Below are 20,828 nucleotides of genomic sequence, written 5' to 3'. Positions count from 1 at the left end.
AAAAATATACCAATAGGCGCATATAATCGTTACAATCAATTATCTTTGTATTTACAATAAGTTATAGTCAATAAGTTATAAACATTGCGTCTGTTATTATTAATTTTAATGAGGCGATTTAGCCCATTTACAAGTGCTTATCTTGGCACTGCATCTTGCCTTTATTTTATAGGGTTTGTGCTGCTGTGCTAATAAATTCATTTTAACTGCTATGACGCTTAATCATGACTGACACTGCGCTGCTTATAATAGCAATTCCCGTAACCAATGACAGTCAAGCGGCGTAAATATTTGCTAGGTTTTTGTGACTTACTATCTTTTATGAATGATGGTTTTATTTGCTTAAGCGTCATCTTATTTAGCGTATTTTTTCAATTGCCTGTTACCGTGACCTTTTAGGATTTTTATTATGCCCCTAACTCATCCTAATGCCTTGAGCAAATTAGATGAAATAGCAGACACGGCCTTGGTGCAGCTGGTGTATGTTAGCAGCTTGACGCTTGCCTCACGGTTGAATGCGACGATATTTGATGAAGTGGAAGGCCACGCGCGTGATTATAATGAGCAGCACGGCATCACCGGTACATTATGTTATGGCAATGGTCATTTTTTACAATGTATGGAAGGCGAAAAAGCGAAAGTCGCGGCGCTTACCCAGCGTATCTTTGCGGATACCCGCCATAAAAATGTGCAAGTATTGCTCTTAAAAACCATCAAGCAGCGTCATTTTTCAGACTGGCGGATGCGTTTGCTGTTTTTGGAGCGTTGGTTGTGGTCACCAACGACTAAGCAGCAAGCCGCTCAACTGTCAGCATATTTGCCATTTGCGCCGCAAGATTGGTCGCCTGAGCGTACCGAGCAGTTTTTGCAGATTATCCAAACCTTTGATACTCCGCCACATGTTAAAGCGGCAGGCATTACTTATAATGCGCTTGGCAATATGGTGCGTCATGTCGCCGCCCCGCATCAAGCCTTTTTAATGGTTCAAGGTTGTTTAAGTATATTGCTAATTATCGCCTTGGTACTGCTTTATTTATCATAAATATCTTATAGATTAACTACTTTCACGCTTTTAATTTTTTATAAAAATGATGCATGGCCAGCTCAATAGTAAAAAAGACGCTAGACTTAACGTTTAGCGTCTTTTTTTTTGTCATCAAACTTTCTAATATTTTGGTCAAGCAATTAATTACATATCAAAAATCTTACCACGGTTCATAATATTATTTGGATCAAAGACTTTCTTAACCTCTCGTAAATAATCAATCTCAGTCTCGCTACGGCTATAATTGAGATACGGCTTTTTTGTCATGCCCACACCATGCTCAGCAGACACGGAACCGCCATACTTTTGCACCGTTTCAAATACGTATTTATTGACGATTTGACACTCGGCAAAGAAATCATCCTTGCTCATGTTTTCAGGCTTTAAGATATTCAGATGCAAATTACCATCACCGATATGCCCGAACCAACAGACTTCAAAGTCAGGGTAGTTACTGCTGACGATATGATCAATCTCAGCGATAAATTCAGGTACGTAGCTGATTAGTACAGAAACGTCATTCTTATAAGGGGTGAATACTGAGATGGTTTCAGAGATGTATTCGCGCAGCTTCCACAGCTCTTCCGCTTGCGCAAGACTCTGACTCATCACCCCATCGACGACCCAACCTTGCTCCATACAATGCTCAAAGATTGCCATGGCTTTATCCATGATAGGCTCATAAGGCGCTTCAAACTCTAGCAGGGTATAAAACTTGGTACGTGATTCAAACGGCTCTTGTACTTGACCGTGCGCCATGAGCTTATCAATCGCTACATCATCAAAGAACTCAAACGCGGTCAAATCGATTTGTGCTTGAAAGGCAGAGAGCACATTCATCACATCATTAAAGCTGTCCATGCCTAAGACCATGACGTTTAAATCTTGCGGCTGACGTTCAAGTTTGATTTGGGCATGAGTGACAAAGCCAAGCGTACCTTCGCTACCGATAAACAATTGGCGCAAATCATAACCAGTCGCGTTTTTTACCATACCGCGGTTAAGCTGCAAGATATCACCTTTACCGGTGACAACTGTGAGCCCCATAATCCATTGACGGGTCATGCCATATCGAATGACTTTAATACCGCCGGCATTGGTGCCGATATTGCCACCTATTTGACTTGAGCCAGCAGAAGCAAAGTCGACAGGGTAGTATAGGTCTTTTGATTCGGCAAATTGTTGCAACTGCTGCGTGACCACGCCCGCTTCAATCTCAACCATACGGTCAGCAGGATAGAATTGTCCGATTTGGTTCATTTTATCCATACTGACGACAATCTCACCATTAGCGGCGACTGCACCAGCAGACAGACCGGTACGACCGCCACTTGGCGTTAATACTACGTTGTGCTCATTGGCAAGCAGTACAATCGCTTGTACTTGCTCGGTGGTCTTTGGAAAGACAATCGCAGCAGCAGCGGGAGCAAAGTGCTTGGTCCAGTCTTTGCCCCAATGTTCCAAGCTTTCGCTATCGGTTTTGATTTGGCTGGCGTCAAACTGATGCACATCAAGCAAGTTGCTTAAGATGCTTTGGACAGCAGTAGTAGGGGTTGTAGCATTGTTTTGGGCGGTAGTGTTGCTTTGGCTAGCTAAAGAAGTCATGGTCAAATCTCGGTAGAAACGTAAGCGCTATGCATAAAAGGGATTATTATATCGCTAAATGGATATAACTCAGCGGTTATAACTGTGTTTATATAAATAATTGAGTATAAATAATTGGGTTTATGGGTTTATATAAGCAACTGGGTTCATATAATTGATATAAGTATAAGTGAGCGCGTGTTGCAATGATAGATAGATATGCGGTCATGCGCCTAACTAGTGTAAGTAATATTCATAATTAAAAAAACAGTTTAATAAAATTTAGATACAGCGTTTGCATGCAAATTTTAAGTACAAGTTCTAAGTGCAAAGTTTAAGCGCAAAATCTAAGTACAGGGTTTAGATATCAGGTTTATATACCGTGATTCACTATAGCATAAAAAGTTTTCAGGCTTGATAAGCAATAATTCATCTAATCTGCTAACATCGCTGCCAAATTTTGTGTAAGATATCCAGACTGTTTTCGTTTCATCCATCATACTTATCCCACTGATGATTTTTATAAGACAATTATAGGACAGTTCTCACATGGCGTTATCACTACAAAAAGACAAAATCCGGTTTTTATTGCTTGAAGGTCTACATGACAATGCGTTAAAAGTATTGGAAGGGGCTGGTTATCATAACATCGAGAATATCAGTCACGCTTTAGATCAAGATGAGCTTATCGAAAAGATTAAAGATGCTCACTTCATCGGTATCCGCTCGCGCACGCAGCTGACGCGTGAAGTCCTTGAACACGCACACAAGCTTATCGGTATTGGCTGCTTTTGTATCGGTACCAACCAAGTCGACTTGGACGCCGCTCGTGATTTGGGTATTCCTGTCTTTAACGCGCCATATTCGAACACCCGCTCGGTTGCTGAGCTGGTATTGGCCGAAGCCATCATGCTATATCGCGGTATCCCTGAAAAGAATGCCACCGTTCATCGCGGCGGTTGGGGCAAGTCTGCGACCAACTCACATGAAGTACGTGGCAAGACGATCGGTATCGTCGGTTATGGCTCTATCGGCTCGCAATTGTCGGTATTGGCTGAAAGCTTCGGTATGAAAGTCATTTATCATGATGTCTTGACCAAATTGCCACTAGGTAACGCCGTGCAAGTAGGTAGCTTAGAAGAGCTATTATCAACCGCTGATATCGTCACCTTGCATGTACCTGATGTACCAAGCACCCGCTATATGATGGGCGCGGCGCAGTTTGCGCATATGAAAGACGGCAGCTACTTTATCAACGCCGCTCGTGGTACTTGTGTTGAGATTGATGATTTGGCGGCAGTGCTTGAGTCAGGTAAAATCTTGGGCGCGGCGATTGACGTGTTCCCGAAAGAGCCAAAATCTGCTGATGAAGAGTTTGAATCACCACTACGTAAATTTGACAACGTTATCTTGACGCCGCATATCGGTGGCTCAACGCAAGAAGCTCAGGCCAATATCGGTCTTGAAGTTGCCGATAAGTTCGTTAGATACTCTGACCAAGGCGATACTGCAACTGCCGTAAACTTCCCAGAAGTTTCTGTGCCGTTTAAAGAAGGCTCGCATCGTTTGCTACATATCCATAGAAACGTCCCAGGCGTACTATCACAGATTAACCGTCTGTTCGCCGAAGCGCACATCAATATCTTAGCGCAGAGCTTAATGACGGAAGGTGATGTGGGTTATCTGGTGATGGATGTTGATTATAACGATTCAACAGCCGCACTTGATCAACTAAAAGACGTTGAAGAAACCATTCGCGTACGTATCTTGTTCTAAAATTAAGCGTTATTATTTAATTTTACGACTGGTATAAAAAAAGAGAGGCTCTATTAATAGAGCCTCTCTTTTTTATGGCTAATCATTTAAACGTCTAACATTCAAAGCAGGGTATGGCTTTAACTGATTAAGCTTTGGCTTTATTCGCAGCTTCCGCTTGACGGCGAGCTTCAATCTTAGCTGCTTTACGCTTTTCTATAACATCCATCACATCGCTACCGATATGCGCTTCGCCACGTTTTTTCGCTAGTTGCATTTGATGCTCGCGCTCACGGAAGCGGGCTTTTTGTTCTTCAGTCGCTTTATCGATACAATGCGGGCACGACTCGCCTTTGATATAGGCGGCACTTTGCATTTCCTCATGAGTAATCGGCATACGACAAGCAAAGCATTGCTCATAGTTGCCTTTTTCTAGGTTGTGATTGACCGACACGCGGTTATCAAAGACGAAGCAATCGCCTTGCCACATAGATTCGCTGGCTGGGATTTCTTCTAAGTACTTTAAGATACCACCTTCTAAATGATAGACCTCTTCAAAGCCTTGCTCGCGCATATAAGCAGTAGATTTCTCACAACGAATACCGCCGGTACAGAACATGGCGACTTTTTTATGTTTCGCTGGGTCGAGCTCTTTTGCCACGTACTCTGGAAACTCGCGGAAGGTTTCGGTATTTGGATTAACAGCATTTTGAAACGTACCGATTTGAACTTCATAATCGTTACGGGTATCAATCAAAATAACGTCAGGATCTGAGATAAGCGCATTCCATTCGCTTGGTTTTACATAGCGACCGACCGATTGTAACGGGTCGATATTCTCAACACCCATGGTGACGATTTCTTTTTTAAGCTTCACCTTAGTGCGATAAAAAGGCTGTGCATCAGTATAAGATTCTTTAAAAGTAAAGCTGCCAATCGCTTCGATACTGCGCAAATAATCTAACACATTATCAATACCTTGGCGGCTGCCAGAAATCGTGCCGTTAATGCCTTCGCTGGCCAGTAATAAAGTGCCTTTGACATCATTATCAAGCATGGTATTTAAAATTGGCTCACGATATTGCTCAAAATCGCTAAAGCGCGTGAACTTATAAAGTGCTGCAACGACGATGTTATTGGTCATGCTATCGTAAGCAGGCGCTGCTTTGTTATCAGTTGTAGTGCTATCTTGGGTATTGCTATTTTTGGTGCTGCTGTCTTGATTGGTACTCATGTTTTTCTCCTGCTGGCTAGGTCGCAAACCTAGTGCATTGGGTTTAAGGTGCTTTTTAAAATTAACGGTTAAAATGAATTGGTAAGATTCATAACACTAGCGCAATTGTGGAATTCGCTAATGCGCGCGTAGTTTAGCAAATTTTGGGAAGATGTTGGAGGTTTTATCATTCTAAAATCTCATAGAAATATGAGAGATAATAAAATTGGCAAACAAAAAAGCCCAGTATGATACTGAGCTTATTTATTAAAGCTTAGTGATTTGCTAAATCTTTCTGATAGATATGCTCTCTGTGATACTGTAAGTAATTCTCATGTTCAGGTGAAATTCTTGATAGTTTCATATCTCTATTGATAGATAAAGCTTTTAGGTCATTATCACTTATATTGCTTGAAATAATTATATGACCAAGAGTATCAAAACTAATTATACCAGCATCAAAACATGAATCTAAGTTTGGAGATAAAAGTAGACCGTTATACAAACTGAGACGTTCTATATCGTTAGACTTAGACCATGGTCTGATATGTGATGCTATTAACAGTCTTGGTTCTTTACAACCAGTAACAGCACAGGCAGTCCAATAATCAATCAGAGCCTGACGAAATTGACCTTGTCCAACACGCGCTCTTATAATAGCGTTTCTTTCAGTATTACTAAGATTCAAATAGCTGCTTACGTCTGCAAGAGCATTTTCTTCCTCCATTTGTGCTGACAGCATCCAAGTAAATGAGTGAGCATCTAACAAGCTAACTTCATTTTTAAGCTCTTCAATTAACATTGCTTTAACGGAATTAATCAATTGTAAGTACGAAGAATAATTCTCCCATGAACAACGTTTACTAGTCTTGAAATCTGTTCCTAATATTACAAAGGCTCTATCAAAATATCTAGGTGCAATAGGCAGGTATTTTGAAGAGTCTTTAATGAAGTAGAGGTAAGCTAAAATAGAATAATTTCTTCCAAAAATTCTAGTCAGTTCATTAAACGATTTTTCATCACTAGACGTATGATAAAGGTTAAATAAGGCAGCCTCGATTTCTTCTGTTTTGATATGATTATTAATCGCTTCATAAAGAGGTTGATGTGGTCGATTTTCAGCACCGTACCGATTTTGCCACTGAACCAAATTATTATTTTGTAATTCAATAGCTTCGATAGTTGCTGATATAATTTTACCACGACCAATATCTGATTTTTTCCATGCTTGAAAAGAAAGCTTATTACGAGCCGTCCTATATATTTGGTTCTTATATCCTTCTTGCTCATCAGTATAGGGGTGAGAAGCAAATGAGACAAAAGATATATTTGACTTTCTTTCTACGAAAATTATAAAGGCTTGATATTGTTTTTCAAAAAGATAAGGATCTAGAGTGGGAGTAAGTGATTGCATAATATTCCTGTAATTTACAGTAGGAAAAGCCATATTAGGTTTAAAAATTGTGTTTAGATAAGTTTGCCTACCTTATATAAACTTCTGGATTTAATAATAAAAAATCCAGCTCAAAGGCTGGATTTTCTATTATTAAATTAATAGCTATTAAAGCTTACTTGCTCTGAAACCAAGTATCGGCTTTGCTACGGGCACTAGCAATGTCTGAGCTTGATAAGTTCAATGCTAGCTGACCGATTTTACCGCGAGCTTTGTTACGTACTTTTTCATCGAGCATACCATCACGGGCAGCCAAGTCGTACCATTTATAAGCATCAACTAGGTTTTTTTGCTTCTCATCTAGCAAAGCAAGCGTATAGCTAGCACGGTTATCGCCGCGCATTGCCGCTTTTTCTAACCAAAGGCGTGCTTGCTGTAGGTTTGGTTGGACACCTTCACCGCGCAAGTACATGATGGCAAGATTCAACTGAGCAGGGGCAACGCCTTGCTGAGCTGCTTTGGTATACCATTGGACAGCTTGTTGGGTATTTTGAGCAACGCCTTCACCTTTTTGCAAACGCTTGGCTAAGTAAAACTGAGCGTGATTGTTACCTTGGGCAGCGCTGGCAGACAGCTCACTGATAGGCATTAGCTCAAAACGTGAGGTATCAAGTGGCACGTTTGATATTAACTCAGCGTTGGCAAGGCCCGCACAAGAAAACAGGGCAGTAAACAACGCAGCTTTTAATAATTTCATAGCAGCTCCAAAATTAGGCAGTTAATAAGCAAAAGATAGGTTGCACCGCTAAAAATTGTCTCGCTAAAGACAGTTAGACGGCGATAACAATTAGGTGAAATCTTGCAATACCAACTTACCTAATCATTAGCAAAATAATTCGTATTGGTAGTGTTTCGTATCGGTAGTGTCCTAGTCGTCCCTGATTAACCCGACAAACGGTCGTAATTAGGGGGTGATTGACACTATTTCGCTAGCTTAACACCCAAACTTACGAAACTCAAATACTAATTACAGGATTTAATTCCTAACTGTACCGCATTGTCCTCAATAAAATCATAGAGTTACTGAAGGGTAAGAAGAAATTAACAATCGCTTAAGATTAAAATAGGTAGTAATGGCGTTAAATTCACTTTAATAAACGACAAAAAATACGATTATTAATCCCGTTTTTGCTTGCTGACGCGATAGATAGCGACGTCTGCTAAAAGGTTGGGTGCTTGGCGTATTAATGCAGTCATCAGCGGGTTATGACCTTTTTCTGAATCACTGACAGCAAAGCGGTTGATGATATGAATATCATGCTGCGCGCACAGTTGCTCAAAGTCCTTAAAGGTACACAGATGAATATTTGGGGTGTTATACCACTCATAAGGCAGCGCTTCTGAAACTGGCATCAGACCTTTTAAGCCCAAATGCAGGCGGTTTTGCCAATGGGCAAAGTTAGGGAAGGTGATGACAGCTTCGCGAGCGACGCGTAGCATATCGAGCAGGAGCACATCAGGCGCTTTTACCGCTTGCAGTGCGCGCGCCATAACGACGGTATCAAAGCTATTATCTGCAAAACGGCTTAAGCCATCATTGAGGTCTTGCTCGACGATAGATAAACCTTTAGTAATGGCTTCATTGATTTTGTCTTTATCAATCTCAAGTCCATAACCGGTCACGCCTAGATTTTGCTGTAAATGGGCGAGTAGCTCACCATTACCGCAGCCTAAATCAAGCACATGCGAGTGCGGTGCAATCCAACGCTCAGCCAATTGATGGTCCATTCTCATGAGCGTGCTCCTTTAGCTATCATGCTATTAGCAATAAATGGCGCGGTCAAAAAGCCTTTAACGGCACCCATATAACGCGGAATATCGAATAAAAACGAATCATGACCGTGCGGTGCATCGACATTAATATAACTGACCGGCTTACCAGTCGCCATTAATGCATCGACAATCTCTTGCGAGCGCTCAGGGGCAAAGCGCCAATCGGTGGTAAATGACACCACCAAATACTGACACTGGGTATGGGCGAAGGCGGCTTTAAGTGCGCTTAGCTCTTTTTCATTGGCAACATTAACGTTATCAGCATTATCAATATGCGCGCTACTTTCTAACGTTTTCTCAGTTTCGTTCTCGGCAGATTCAGCTTTTACTGATGCGGATTCTAATGTTACGGCTGATGGATAGTCACGCGTCGGGTCAAAATAATCTAACGCTTTGGTCATCAGCAGATAGGTATTGGCATCGAAGTTTTCACTAAAGCGTTCGCCTTGATAGCGCAAATAGCTCTCAACTTGAAACTCAACGTCATAGCCATACATAAACTTACCAGATTTTAAATCACGACCAAATTTTGCCTTCATCGCGTCATCAGTCAAGTAGGTGATATGACCAACCATACGCGCAAGAATAAGCCCGCGACGAGGATAAGTACCTGCTTGCAAATAGCGTCCGTCTTTAAAATCAGGGTCGGATAAAATAGACTGGCGTGCAACTTCGTTAAAGGCGATGTTTTGCGCAGAAAGCTTTGGCGTACTGGCAATAACCACGCAGCGTTTTAAGCGCTCTGGATAATCGACCGACCATTGCAGGGCTTGCATACCGCCCATTGAGCCGCCGACAATGGCATGCCACACCTCAATGCCCAAGCGGTCTGAGAGCATGGCTTGGGTTTTTACCCAGTCTTTAATGGTGACAAGGGGAAAGTCAGGGCCATAAACTTGTGGCTCGCTGTTCTCACTATTCTTGTTTGTGCTTTTTTGGCTTGAATTGACGGTGTCAGGATTGATGGTCGTTGGACCGGTAGAGCCAAAGCAGCTGCCGATATTATTGACGCACACGACAAAAAATTGATTGGTATCAATGGCTTTATTAGGGCCAATCATATTGTCCCACCAACCCGCTTTTTTATCGTCGTCACTATGAAAGCCTGCCGCATGGTGGCTACCTGATAAGGCGTGACAGATAAGGATGGCGTTTGATTTGTCGCTATTGAGCGTGCCATAAGTTTCAAATATTAAATCGAATGAGGGCAGGGTGCGATTGCACTCCAAGGTCAACGGCTCAGCGAAATGAAAAGTCTGCGGCGTGACGATGCCAACTGAGCCTACCGAACCGACGGTATCGGTTGCATTAGCGGCATGATTGGTGGAATGCTCACTGGTACTATCAGAACGTGCGCTCAAAGCTACCTCACAAAACAACAGTTATGGATAAAACAATAGTCATGGATAAAAAAACAGTTATAAATAAAACAAACCTAGGATGGCGACAGTAATTGGTCTAACTAGTTTATTGTTATAAGCTTGTCTATTGTATGGCGATGTGCGTAGGAGTACAACCTTCGCGCCAAGTCTTTATTTTAAGCGTCGATTAAGGGCAGTATTAAGACAAGTATCAAGGCAGGTATCAAAGCACATATTAAAGTGTATAACGGTTGCCTTTACTATGCGTTCTGCTCTTATAAAATGCTACACTAAAGGCGAACAATAGCAGCTATTTTAAACCTTATAATATCTCGTTTATAAGCTTCTCTGCTTGCTCGTTATATTTCTATCTAATATATTTCCTGATGATTTAATAAGTGAATAAATAATACTCTATGAAACCTAAATTGCCGCCACGTATTGCCGTCTTGTTAGTCAACCTAGGTACGCCTGATGAGCCGACTGCACCAGCCGTACGCCGCTACCTTAAACAGTTTTTATCTGACCCGCGCGTGATTGAAATTCCTAAATTCTTATGGGCAATTATTCTAAACCTGTTTGTGTTGCCAAACCGACCAAAACGGGTGGCAAAAGCCTATGCTAGTATTTGGGAAGGCGACTCGCCCATTCGCAAAATACTAAAAAGCCAAGTTGAGCTGCTCGAGCCGCGCTTGGCTGATAGCGTGGCGCCATTTCGGGTGTCTGTGCATCCGGCGATGAGCTATGGCAATCCTGGCCTGCCTGATGTGATGGATACCTTGCGTAGCGAAGGCGTTGATCATTTTGTTATCTTGCCATTATTTCCGCAGTATTCGGCATCATCTGGCGGTGCGGTATATGATGCGTTAACCAAATGGACGCTCAAGCAACGTAACTTGCCGAACTATAGCATTGTCAAAGATTACTTTGCCCATCCGCTGTATATCAAAGCATTGGCCAATTCGATTCGCCGCTTTCAAGCGGAACATGGCAAGCCTGAAAAGCTGATGTTTAGCTTTCATGGGATTCCGCAGCCTTATGCTGATAAAGGTGATCCGTATCCAAAACGTTGTAAATGTACCGCCGCACAAGTCGCGTATGAACTTGGTCTGCAAGATGACGAATGGATTATCAGTTTCCAGTCGCGCTTTGGTAAGCAAGAATGGGTCAAGCCTTATACCGATGTGGTGTTAGAAGATTGGGGCAAATCTGGGGTGCGTTCGGTACAAGTGATTAGTCCGGCGTCCTCCGCTGATTGCTTAGGAACACTGGAAGAATTGGCGATTGAGAATCGAGATAATTTTCTTAACGCGGGCGGGCAAGAATATCATTATATTCCCGCGTTGAACCTAGATGAGGCGCATATTGATTTGCTAGAAGCATTAAGCTTGCCTTTGGTCAAAGGCTGGGCAGGAACCTTGGATGGCTGGGCTTAATTGTTTTCTTAAGCCATAAAAAATACCGGACATAATGTTCGGTATTTTTTTCTGAATTATTTTCTATTTTACGAATAGGTGATTTCTAAAAATTGTCATCATTAGAAATCTTTGCCGCATCTCTGTCTGCAATATCAACAATATCAGGATAATCTTTATCGTCTAAATTGTCTTCGACCAACACTTCATCAATCCGAGCTTCATCAATATTTTGCCGATGCATCGGTGTCAGCCCTTGGGTTGCGTCTGTTCCAACTTCTGAGTTATTAAATCCTGCGCTATTATCAATCATATCGTCATTATCAAAGGTGTGCAGCATAGGGTTGTTCAAATCAATCTCTTGGCTACCGACTTCGTTGTCATTCATATTGTCGTCACCTTCAATATGATCCATCTCTTCTGGTAGTGGGGTTTTTGTATTGTCCATGGATATGTCCTCATTATAGTTATAAATGCCATTCACGTTATTATTGGTCATTGGTCATTGGTCATTGGTCATTGGTCATTGGTAAGATCTGCTTATCAGTGTGCCGCGTTATGATGGTAACTGATAGTAGTAAGGTGTCACAGGATGTTCAAAAAATGTAAGAAGGCAAGTCTATAAAGGCAAAAAACGGCTGCCCATATTGAGCAGCCGTTTTTCAGTTGTTATCATTAATAAAGGTTTTTCTGGTTGATAACCTTAGCGAGTAGACAATTTCTGTTAACTGGCTTTGCACGGTGCATGATAATTTTGTTGAGGTAAAAAATGTCTTTCAAACTCACCGAGTTTAAATGTCCATAAATAAATCAAGGCAATCGTATAAACGCCGGTCTCTGCGATTTCTTCTACTATCTCGCCGATACTTTCTGGTATAAAAATGGCATTTTCACCCATATATTCTAACAGTGCTAAGGCAACCACAGCGATATATAGCGACACAGGAACCTTTTTTAATACCATCCAAAGATAACGCCAACTATAAGCTAATAAGCCCACAATCAGCAGATACACCGTTAACAGCACAGCATCTTCCCACCAATCGTACGAGTGATTCATAAATGTAAAACCACTAGGAATCAAGAGCTCGGGTACATAATTCAACTCACGGCGAATCACAGCAAAAAATGTCAATACAGATGCCAACCAAAAATAGTGCCCCAGTTTCAGCTCACTCTGTATCACATATTGAACGCAGCGTAATATGCACGCGATTAATATGATAATACCCGGTAATTCGATGATGCCATCTGCAATCAAAATAAAGCTTCCTAGTTTTCAAAAATGAAAAAAGTGAGCGCACAGGCTCACTTTAAACCGTCATTAATATGTTAAAAATTAATATATATAAAAGTAACGTGTGCTTTTTATACTGCTAAGAGTCATTGCACAGCTATGGCAGAGTATAAACGCCAGTGTTCAATTACCATCTTTAGCTGCATTAATAGAAGCATTAATAGCAATATTAAAGGCCATTATAACTGCCTTTGTTTGCACGATTAATGCGCTTCATCCCAGTTCTGACCACTATCTGTTTCAACTAATAACGGTACAGAAAAATCTACCTGCCAACCTTTTTCAACAGCAGTGTTAGTTAAGACGTCTTGCATCGCATCAGTAATAAGCTTGCTGATTTCATCAACCTTGTTGCTATCGACTTCAAACACCAGCTCATCATGGACTTGTAGCAGCATTTTAGCCTGCTCTTTTGGCAACACTTTATCAACGGCAATCATGGCAAGTTTAATCAAGTCAGCTGCCGAACCTTGTAATGGCGCGTTAATCGCAGCACGTTCAGCGCCTTGTTTGACCATGCGATTGCTATGGCTGATATCAGGTGTATAAAGCTTACGGCCCAATATCGTCTCGACATAGCCTTTATCATGGGCGCTGGCACGAGTATTAATCATATAGTCTTTGACACCTGGATAGCGCTTAAAGTACATATCGATATAGTCTTGCGCTTCACTGCGGCTCATTTGTAGCTGCTTGGCAAGGCCAAAAGCGCTCATACCATAGAGTAGACCAAAGTTAATGGCTTTGGCATTACGGCGCTCGGTCGGGGTGACATCAGTAACATCTTTGCCTAGCACTTCAGCTGCGGTGGCCGCGTGAATATCTAGCCCTTCATTAAAAGCATGCGTTAGGTTTTTATCGCCTGAAAAATGCGCCATCAGACGCAGTTCAATTTGCGAGTAATCCGCGGCTAAAATAACGCGACCTTCTGGCGCGATAAAGGCTTGACGAATTAGGCGGCCAGTGGCAGTACGAATCGGAATGTTTTGTAAGTTAGGATCAGTTGATGATAAACGTCCGGTACTGGTCAGTGCTTGGTGATAGCTGGTATGCACGCGGTCAGTCTCAGCATCTGCAACATTATCAAGCGCATCGGTATAAGTACTTTTGAGCTTAGACAGACCGCGATATTCAAGGGTGATATCGACCAATGGGTGGTCAATTTTTGATAATACTGCTTCGCCAGTAGAGTATTGACCAGACTTGGTTTTTTTACCACCAGGGACGCCAAGCTTATCAAACAGCATCTCACCAAGCTGCTTTGGCGAGCCGAGATTAAATTCTTCGCCAGCGATTTCATAAGCACGTTTTTCAAGCGCAATGATTTCTTCATCAAAACGCTTTGATAGCTCATTTAAAAATGGGCGCTTAATTAAAATACCGTTTGCTTCCATCTGGCAGAGTATTTCGGCGGTTGGAATCTCTAGCTCATGTAGTAATTTGGCGTTATTTTCGTCATCAGATAGCTTCTTATTAAAGACATCAAACAGCTGATAAGTAATATCGGCATCTTCGCAAGCGTAGTCGCTGGCAATATCGATGGCGACTTGGTCAAAGCTAACTTGCTTAGCGCCTTTACCAGCGACATCCTCGAAGCTGATAGTCTGCGTTTGTAGGTAATGTCGCGCCAAGTCATCCATACCATGACGAGTAATGGCGGCATTGATGACGTAGCTGGCAAGCATAGTATCCATCGCCCAGTTATTAGGGCTGGAATGAATGCTGCCTACTAAGTCGATATCATAATGACTGAGAATATGGGCATCATATTTGAGATGCTGACCGATTTTACCGATGTTTGGATTTTCTAAGATAGGTTTAAGTTTTGCTAATACCGTATCGCGATCAAGTTGCTTTGCAGTCAGCTCATCGCCTTCTAGATTATGCGTGAGCGGTACATAATAGGCTTCGTGCGCTTTTACCGCAAAAGACAAACCAACCAATTCAGCCTGACGCCAATAAACGCTGGTGGTTTCGGTATCGATAACGAAGTGCGGTGCGTCTGCTAATAGTTTAACTAAGCTATCAAAAGCGGGCTCATCTAAAATCGTATGCCATGCTCTATCATGACTTTTAATGTCGGTGATATTATCAATAGTGCTTGACTGTAAGGATTTAGCGATTTGTGCTTGTGATTCAGCATCCGCCTGACTATTGGCGACACTTTGCGAACCATTGGCTGGGTGATTGGGGTGATCCAGTGAGGCCAACTCATTTCTAAATTCAAGCTCACTATACAGTGCGCGTAGCTCATCGATATGCGCGCAAGGGTCGGTATTGATTTTTAAATCTTGCCAGTCTTGGCCAATTTCTAAATCAGTAACGATGGTCGCCAGCTGCGCATTCATCGGAATATCATCGGCATATTCGACCAGATTTTTGCCCGCACGCCCTTTGATATCAGCGACGTTTTTGAGCATATTTTCGATAGAGCCATACTCATTAAGCAAGTCTTTGGCCGTCTTTTTGCCGATACCCGGCACGCCTTTGATGCCGTCAGAGGAGTCGCCCATCAGGGTCAGAAAGTCAATCATTTGCTCAGGATTGATACCAAATTTTTCGACCACGCCTGTGCTATCGGTAATTTTACCGGTAAAGCTGTCTTCTAATATCACGCAGTCATTAATCAGCTGCATCATGTCTTTATCACCAGTCGAGATGACTACATGATGGCCTTCAGCGACGGCACGATAAGCGAGGGTACCAATGATATCATCGGCTTCTGCACCTTCGATACGGAGTAAGGGAATCCCTAGGGCGGCAACTAAGCTATGGATATACGGAATTTGCTCAGCCAATTCCACATCCATTTTTGGACGATTGGCTTTATATTCCTCTGACATCGCATGGCGAAAAGTCGGTGATTTGGTATCAAAGCAGACCGCCATATGGGTTGGGTGATAGCGGCGCATTAATTTCAATAGCGCATTCAACGTCCCACGTATGGCATTGGTTATCAGACCTTGAGAGTTTTGCATGGTCTTTGGTAAGGCATGATAAGTGCGAAACAGATAGTAAGAGCCATCGACCAAAATAAAGGGCGGCTGGTTTTTGTCCACATGACTGGTATCCATCGTCGCCACATTTGGCATGGAGGCAAAGTTTGGTAGCGTATTGGGATTAATGGGCGAGTGCGAGTTGTGGTCGTTGGCAGTCATAAAAAGTCACTTATCAAATATGGGGCAGCAAGTATTGAGTAAAAAATTGGATAAAAAGATACCTTCATTATAACGATAAAAAACCTTCTTGCCGAATTGATGGCAAACTAATCAATGGATCGTGGAAATAATAAACAATTACGATGTTGACGAGCTAAATTCGTCGCCAATAAAAAAAGAACCCAGACCAGCTGAGTTCTTTTTTATTTTTAATAGCTGTATATATTTAATAGCTGTATATATTTCATGACATTGTCATTATTAAGCGCTTATTTTACTTCTGAAGTCACTTCGCTATCGACATTACCATGGGTAGCTTTCGAGTATGGGCAGACTTTATTGGCTTTCTCAACCAACTGTTGGAATTCATCCGCTGATAGTTCTGTATTTTCACCAACCACATGGATTTTAACGGCCAATTGAAAATCTAGGCCTTCGCCTTTCATCAAATCTACCGATACTTCAGTAGTAGAATCAAACTTTGCTTTTTCTTCGCCTTTAACTGCCGCAAGTGCACCATCAAAGCAAGCAGCATAGCCCATGGCGAATAGTTGCTCTGGATTGTTGCCTTCTTTACCAGAACCCGGTGCAACCATATTAATCGTCAAATCACTATCTTGCAGGCTTGCTTTACCAGTACGACCGCCAGTAACCGTGCCTTTAGTAGAATATAGAGTTTTCATAACACATCCTTTGTTGTCAGTTTTTATAATTGAAGGGTAAATATTGGCTATCAATCTCGATAAGCCTTTTCTTAATAGGACCTATAGCATAGCAAGCTGCTCGATTAGCGCAATGGGGCAGTAGTAAACATATGCTACAAGTTTGTAAGTGGGTAAATGCATCATGTCTGTCAGGTTAGCGATAATCGAAGCATTTTGATATATAAATCATGAATGTGTTAATGTAAACTCATTGTATAAATGGTCATAGTAAACCCATCAGCATAGATGGCAAAAAACCGAGCTATAAGGACGTTATGTGATGAACGGGTCAATGAAGAAATTAATTGTAATACCAAGTATTTTATCTTTAATGATGATTGCTCTTGTCGGTTGCGAAGAAGATAACGGTATTTATGGCTCGGGCGGCAGTAATAACATTACATTGACCAGCTTTGCTAATAGCTATGATAGCCAAGTAAACGCTACGGCGATTGCACGTATTGATGAGAGCTACCGCACAGGCGCGCGCGAGATTAAAATAAAAAATCTTGTCAATAATTATAGTAATCAGAGTTTAAATACCTTAGATAAAACGATATTGGCAAATAACTTTGAAGGGCGACTGGAAAATAAAAATATTGAGGTGAATGGTCGCACGGTTAAACGTCCTATTTATGAGAAAAACACCAATAACAAGTCTAGCTATGAAATCACCTATAAAACTTTAGATTTATCAGGTGTAAAAGCGGACAGTTATCTTGCAGGGAATACGATAAGCGACAGTCGCGGCATCATTACGAGCTTAAACCATTATCCTAAAATTCCAGCGACATTGGCATTTCCAGCCGGCTCCGTTTGTTATATTCCAGTCGTTACAAGCGAGCGCGCGTTTTTAGCATTTAATGAAAAAGACAAAACCGGTTATTCAGCATTGGACAAGTGGATCGACGCCGCCGAAGCAAGATTTGATGATAACAGAGGCTATAGCACTTCTAAGTTTGGGGTTGGAGCGGACAATAAACAACACGCTGCACAGGTGACGTTTTTTGCCTATAAAAACCAACCTGCTTACCAGTACAACGGCGTTGAATATGCTACGGGCATCTACGAAGCCGATTATGTTGCCAAAGGCAGTAGCAATCCGAACACCAATAGCTTTCGTAGTGTGGTTGATTGCACCATCGTCAATGAGGTTGCCGCCGACTTTTTGGAAAGAGAAATCAAGCGCTATTATTAAATATAAAACCATCTAAACACTCCCTATTTGATTATCAGGGAGTGTTTTTTTATGCGCTAATTCTGCACCCAGACGCTAAATCCGTTACAATATGCCCATTATTGACACTATTTATTTAGATTGATTTCTAAATTAGCCAACGTTGAAGCCAAAAATTATGAGCGTAGATCCAAAAAAATTAAGCAAAGAAGTTGCCAAACGCCGCACCTTTGCCATTATCTCGCATCCCGATGCGGGTAAGACCACCATGACAGAAAAGCTATTGCTTTGGGGTCAAGCGATTCAGGTGGTTGGTGAGGTTAAAGGCCGCAAAACCGACCGCCATGCGACATCTGATTGGATGAGCATGGAGCAAGAACGTGGCATCTCTATTACCACCTCGGTCATGCAGTTCCCTTACAAAGACCATATGGTCAACCTGCTAGATACACCGGGTCACGCCGACTTTAGTGAAGATACTTATCGTACTCTGACCGCTGTAGACAGTGCGCTGATGATGGTCGATGGCGCAAAAGGTGTCGAAGAGCGTACCATCAAATTGATGGAAGTTTGCCGGATGCGTGACACGCCCATCATCTCATTTGTCAATAAACTTGACCGCCAGATTCGTGAGCCACTTGAGCTCTTGAGTGAAATCGAAGCGGTATTAAAGATTAAATGTATTCCGGTTACTTGGCCTATCGGTATGGGGCAAGATTTCGTTGGCGTCTATCATTTAACCGAAAACAAAACCTATCTATATGAAAAAGGTCACGGCGGTGATATGACGGTCGCTGAGACGCGCGAAGGCTATGATTATCCTGATATTCGTGAGCGTTTGGGCAAGCTGATGTTTGACGCTTTTGAAGAGTCACTTGAGCTGGTACAAATGGCGCTAGAAGAGTTTAGTGTTGAGGCGTTCTTGGCGGGCGAGATGACACCGGTATTGTTCGGTACGGCGCTGGGTAACTTTGGTGTCAATATGGTGCTGGATACTTTAATCAAATATGCGCCGCCGCCAAAATCGCACCCGACCAATGAGCGCGAAGTGGCAGCAACCGAAACCGAATTTAGCGGTTTTGTGTTTAAGATTCAGGCCAATATGGATCCGCGTCACCGTGACCGCATTGCGTTCTTACGGGTTTGCTCAGGTAAGTACGAAAAAGGCATGAAGATGAAGCATGTGCGCTTGGGTAAAGACGTGCGTATTGCCGATGCTTTGACTTTCCTTGCTGGTGACCGTGAAGCGTTAGAAGAAGCTTATCCGGGTGATATCATCGGTTTACATAACCATGGAACGATTTCTATCGGTGACAGCTTTACCGAAGGCGAGGAGCTGAACTTTACCGGTATTCCGCATTTTGCCCCTGAACTGTTCCGCCGTGTGGTATTAAAAGACCCGCTTAAATCAAAAGCCTTACAAAAAGGTCTGCAGCAGTTGAGTGAAGAGGGCGCAACGCAGGTCTTTATGCCGCAGATTAATAACGATTTAATCTTGGGCGCGGTCGGTGTCCTACAGTTTGAAGTGGTCGCGCATCGTCTAAAAGAAGAGTACAAGGTACAATGTATCTTTGAACCGGTATCTATCGCAACCGTACGCTGGATTCATTGCGATGACGAAGTGGCATTAGCGAAATTTAAACGCAAAGCGCATGACCAGTTATCGATAGATGGCGGCGGCTATTTGACCTATTTAGCCCCATCACGCGTGAACTTGCAGCTGATGCAAGACCGCTATCCAGAAGTGACGTTTAGCAATACACGCGAGCATTAAAATCAGCTTATCCATCTTCCTGCTTACTTTTAAAAGACACGATATCGTGTCTTTTTTATTACAGATAATTTTTACAACGAATAAACGGATAAAGGCTGGTTTGCCAAAAGCACTGGTCATTAAAAACACCAATTATCAAAAATACTAAGTATCCAAAAACACAAACAGTGTACCTACAATACTACAGAATGGTTACGGTAGAATATCAAGATATCTTATCTGCATATTAAAGAGGCTATATGAAAGCGGCACTCCAACCCCATACTAATAAGTCAAAATGGTCTCAAAACTCTGCCTCACAGACGGCTTGGCTGCGACTAATAACCTCATTAGGTGGTGGGCTGCTGCTTGGCGCATTAAGCTTATCAGCGCATGCTGGGAGCCTGATTAGCCACACTGAGTATTTAGAGTATGAGCTACCCCAAAAAATAGAAGAAAAATGCGCGGCGCGTGATAACTGCCCAGAGATTGAGGTTAAATATCTCAAGACCAATCATCCTTGGATAAATAAGCTGACCAATGAGCGTATCAATCATTTGGTCGTTAATAGTAAACCGACCGAATCTGCGCCCATTACTAAAAAAAGTAGCCCAGCAGATGTCAAAGCTGCTATCGATGGGTTTGTTAACTCACAGTTTGCTGATTTGCCGGAAGACAGCGTTTTCGTCTATAACTTAATGGTCACGCCTGAATACTTGGGTCATGTAAACGATTTCGAGCTGTTCGAGATTAGCTCGTATGTTTATACGGGCGGCGCTCATGGTATGCCATATAGCGAATATCTGGTGTTTGACCAACAGAGCAAAAAACAAATCCAATTAGCAGATATGCTCCAGCCTAACAAGAAACCTCGCTTTAAAGCCTTAGCTTATGATGCCTATAAAAACTGGGTCAAAACGGTCGATGAAGACGTTGCAAGCTATGAGAAAAGCTGGCCGTTTACCTTAAGTGATAACGTAACCATGACCGATAAAGGGGTCGATATTCGTTATCAGCATTACTCTATTAGTCCCTATGCCTATGGTATGCCCGTGCTTAGTATCCCCTACGAGAAACTTGGCGGTATTATAAAACCCCGCTTTATTCCTAAATAATACAGACGATAAATATCAGCGGATA

At 42.3% G+C, this 20,828-nt stretch carries 16 protein-coding genes; 6 read left to right on the top strand and 10 right to left on the bottom strand.

The genetic code is table 11. The annotated features are described in order from the left end of the window. Positions 1 to 409 precede the first annotated feature (409 nt). Entirely contained in the window at positions 410 to 1,042 is a 633-nt protein-coding gene (locus tag JMX94_RS00180) for a BLUF domain-containing protein (protein ID WP_201562171.1), read from the top strand. Positions 1,043 to 1,189: 147 nt separating this feature from the next. Here JMX94_RS00180 and JMX94_RS00175 read toward each other — a convergent pair whose 3' ends face one another. Continuing rightward, positions 1,190 to 2,650, bottom strand: coding sequence for an FAD-binding oxidoreductase (locus JMX94_RS00175; protein ID WP_201562169.1), 1,461 nt, complete (start codon positions 2,648 to 2,650; stop codon positions 1,190 to 1,192). A 528-nt stretch (positions 2,651 to 3,178) separates the two neighbouring features. Here JMX94_RS00175 and serA point away from each other — a divergent pair. Then, positions 3,179 to 4,405, top strand: a complete 1,227-nt coding sequence (gene serA / locus JMX94_RS00170) for a phosphoglycerate dehydrogenase (RefSeq protein WP_201562167.1) — start codon at positions 3,179 to 3,181, stop codon at positions 4,403 to 4,405. Between the two features lie 127 nt (positions 4,406 to 4,532). Here the strand turns inward: serA and JMX94_RS00165 are convergent, their stop codons facing one another. The 5 genes from JMX94_RS00165 to JMX94_RS00145 all read right to left on the bottom strand — a co-directional run bounded on the left by JMX94_RS00165 (position 4,533) and on the right by JMX94_RS00145 (position 10,094). Then, positions 4,533 to 5,528 (bottom strand): rhodanese-related sulfurtransferase, encoded by a 996-nt coding sequence (locus JMX94_RS00165; RefSeq protein WP_201562437.1) that lies wholly within the window; start codon positions 5,526 to 5,528, stop codon positions 4,533 to 4,535. A gap of 343 nt (positions 5,529 to 5,871) precedes the next feature. Next, the gene (locus JMX94_RS00160) at positions 5,872 to 7,011 is read right to left on the bottom strand and encodes an HNH endonuclease (RefSeq protein WP_201562165.1); all 1,140 of its coding nucleotides are present in this window, start codon (positions 7,009 to 7,011) and stop codon (positions 5,872 to 5,874) included. 154 nt (positions 7,012 to 7,165) lie between these two features. Continuing rightward, complete coding sequence (locus tag JMX94_RS00155) at positions 7,166 to 7,747, bottom strand: tetratricopeptide repeat protein (protein ID WP_201562163.1); 582 nt, start codon at positions 7,745 to 7,747, stop codon at positions 7,166 to 7,168. Positions 7,748 to 8,166: 419 nt separating this feature from the next. Then, entirely contained in the window at positions 8,167 to 8,784 is a 618-nt protein-coding gene (gene metW / locus JMX94_RS00150; RefSeq protein ID WP_201562161.1) for a methionine biosynthesis protein MetW, read from the bottom strand. Beyond that, the gene (locus JMX94_RS00145; RefSeq protein WP_227673456.1) at positions 8,781 to 10,094 is read right to left on the bottom strand and encodes a homoserine O-acetyltransferase; all 1,314 of its coding nucleotides are present in this window, start codon (positions 10,092 to 10,094) and stop codon (positions 8,781 to 8,783) included. Before JMX94_RS00145 ends, metW begins: the two co-directional genes overlap by 4 nt. Before the next feature lie 506 nt (positions 10,095 to 10,600). Between JMX94_RS00145 and hemH the strand changes: the two genes are divergently transcribed. Further along, positions 10,601 to 11,620 (top strand): ferrochelatase, encoded by a 1,020-nt coding sequence (hemH, locus tag JMX94_RS00140; protein WP_201562157.1) that lies wholly within the window; start codon positions 10,601 to 10,603, stop codon positions 11,618 to 11,620. A gap of 85 nt (positions 11,621 to 11,705) precedes the next feature. Here hemH and JMX94_RS00135 read toward each other — a convergent pair whose 3' ends face one another. The 4 genes from JMX94_RS00135 to JMX94_RS00120 all read right to left on the bottom strand — a co-directional run bounded on the left by JMX94_RS00135 (position 11,706) and on the right by JMX94_RS00120 (position 16,737). Beyond that, positions 11,706 to 12,047: a hypothetical protein gene (locus JMX94_RS00135; protein ID WP_201562155.1), complete on the bottom strand. Its 342-nt coding sequence runs from the start codon at positions 12,045 to 12,047 to the stop codon at positions 11,706 to 11,708. Positions 12,048 to 12,323: 276 nt separating this feature from the next. Continuing rightward, entirely contained in the window at positions 12,324 to 12,860 is a 537-nt protein-coding gene (locus JMX94_RS00130) for a hypothetical protein (RefSeq protein ID WP_201562154.1), read from the bottom strand. A 239-nt stretch (positions 12,861 to 13,099) separates the two neighbouring features. After that, positions 13,100 to 16,054 carry a DNA polymerase I gene (gene polA / locus JMX94_RS00125; RefSeq protein ID WP_201562152.1) on the bottom strand — a complete coding sequence of 985 codons (2,955 nt, stop codon included), beginning with the start codon at positions 16,052 to 16,054 and terminating at the stop codon, positions 13,100 to 13,102. Positions 16,055 to 16,323: 269 nt separating this feature from the next. Continuing rightward, positions 16,324 to 16,737 carry an Ohr family peroxiredoxin gene (locus JMX94_RS00120; protein ID WP_201562150.1) on the bottom strand — a complete coding sequence of 138 codons (414 nt, stop codon included), beginning with the start codon at positions 16,735 to 16,737 and terminating at the stop codon, positions 16,324 to 16,326. Positions 16,738 to 17,038: 301 nt separating this feature from the next. On the opposite strand from JMX94_RS00120, the gene JMX94_RS00115 reads away from it, so the two are divergent. The 3 genes from JMX94_RS00115 to JMX94_RS00105 all read left to right on the top strand — a co-directional run bounded on the left by JMX94_RS00115 (position 17,039) and on the right by JMX94_RS00105 (position 20,803). Then, a complete protein-coding gene (locus tag JMX94_RS00115; RefSeq protein WP_201562148.1) occupies positions 17,039 to 17,956 on the top strand; it encodes a hypothetical protein in 918 nt (305 codons plus the stop codon). Between the two features lie 157 nt (positions 17,957 to 18,113). Beyond that, a complete protein-coding gene (locus JMX94_RS00110) occupies positions 18,114 to 19,709 on the top strand; it encodes a peptide chain release factor 3 (RefSeq protein ID WP_183620030.1) in 1,596 nt (531 codons plus the stop codon). 239 nt (positions 19,710 to 19,948) lie between these two features. Then, positions 19,949 to 20,803 carry an RsiV family protein gene (locus JMX94_RS00105; RefSeq protein ID WP_201562146.1) on the top strand — a complete coding sequence of 285 codons (855 nt, stop codon included), beginning with the start codon at positions 19,949 to 19,951 and terminating at the stop codon, positions 20,801 to 20,803. Positions 20,804 to 20,828: the final 25 nt, after the last annotated feature.

The sequence above is a fragment of the Psychrobacter sp. CMS30 genome (genome assembly GCF_904846565.1).
In the GTDB taxonomy this organism is placed as follows: Bacteria; Pseudomonadota; Gammaproteobacteria; order Pseudomonadales; family Moraxellaceae; genus Psychrobacter; species Psychrobacter maritimus.
The sequence above is the reverse complement of the archived record's forward strand: the minus strand, read 5'-3'. Positions and strand labels throughout refer to the sequence as shown.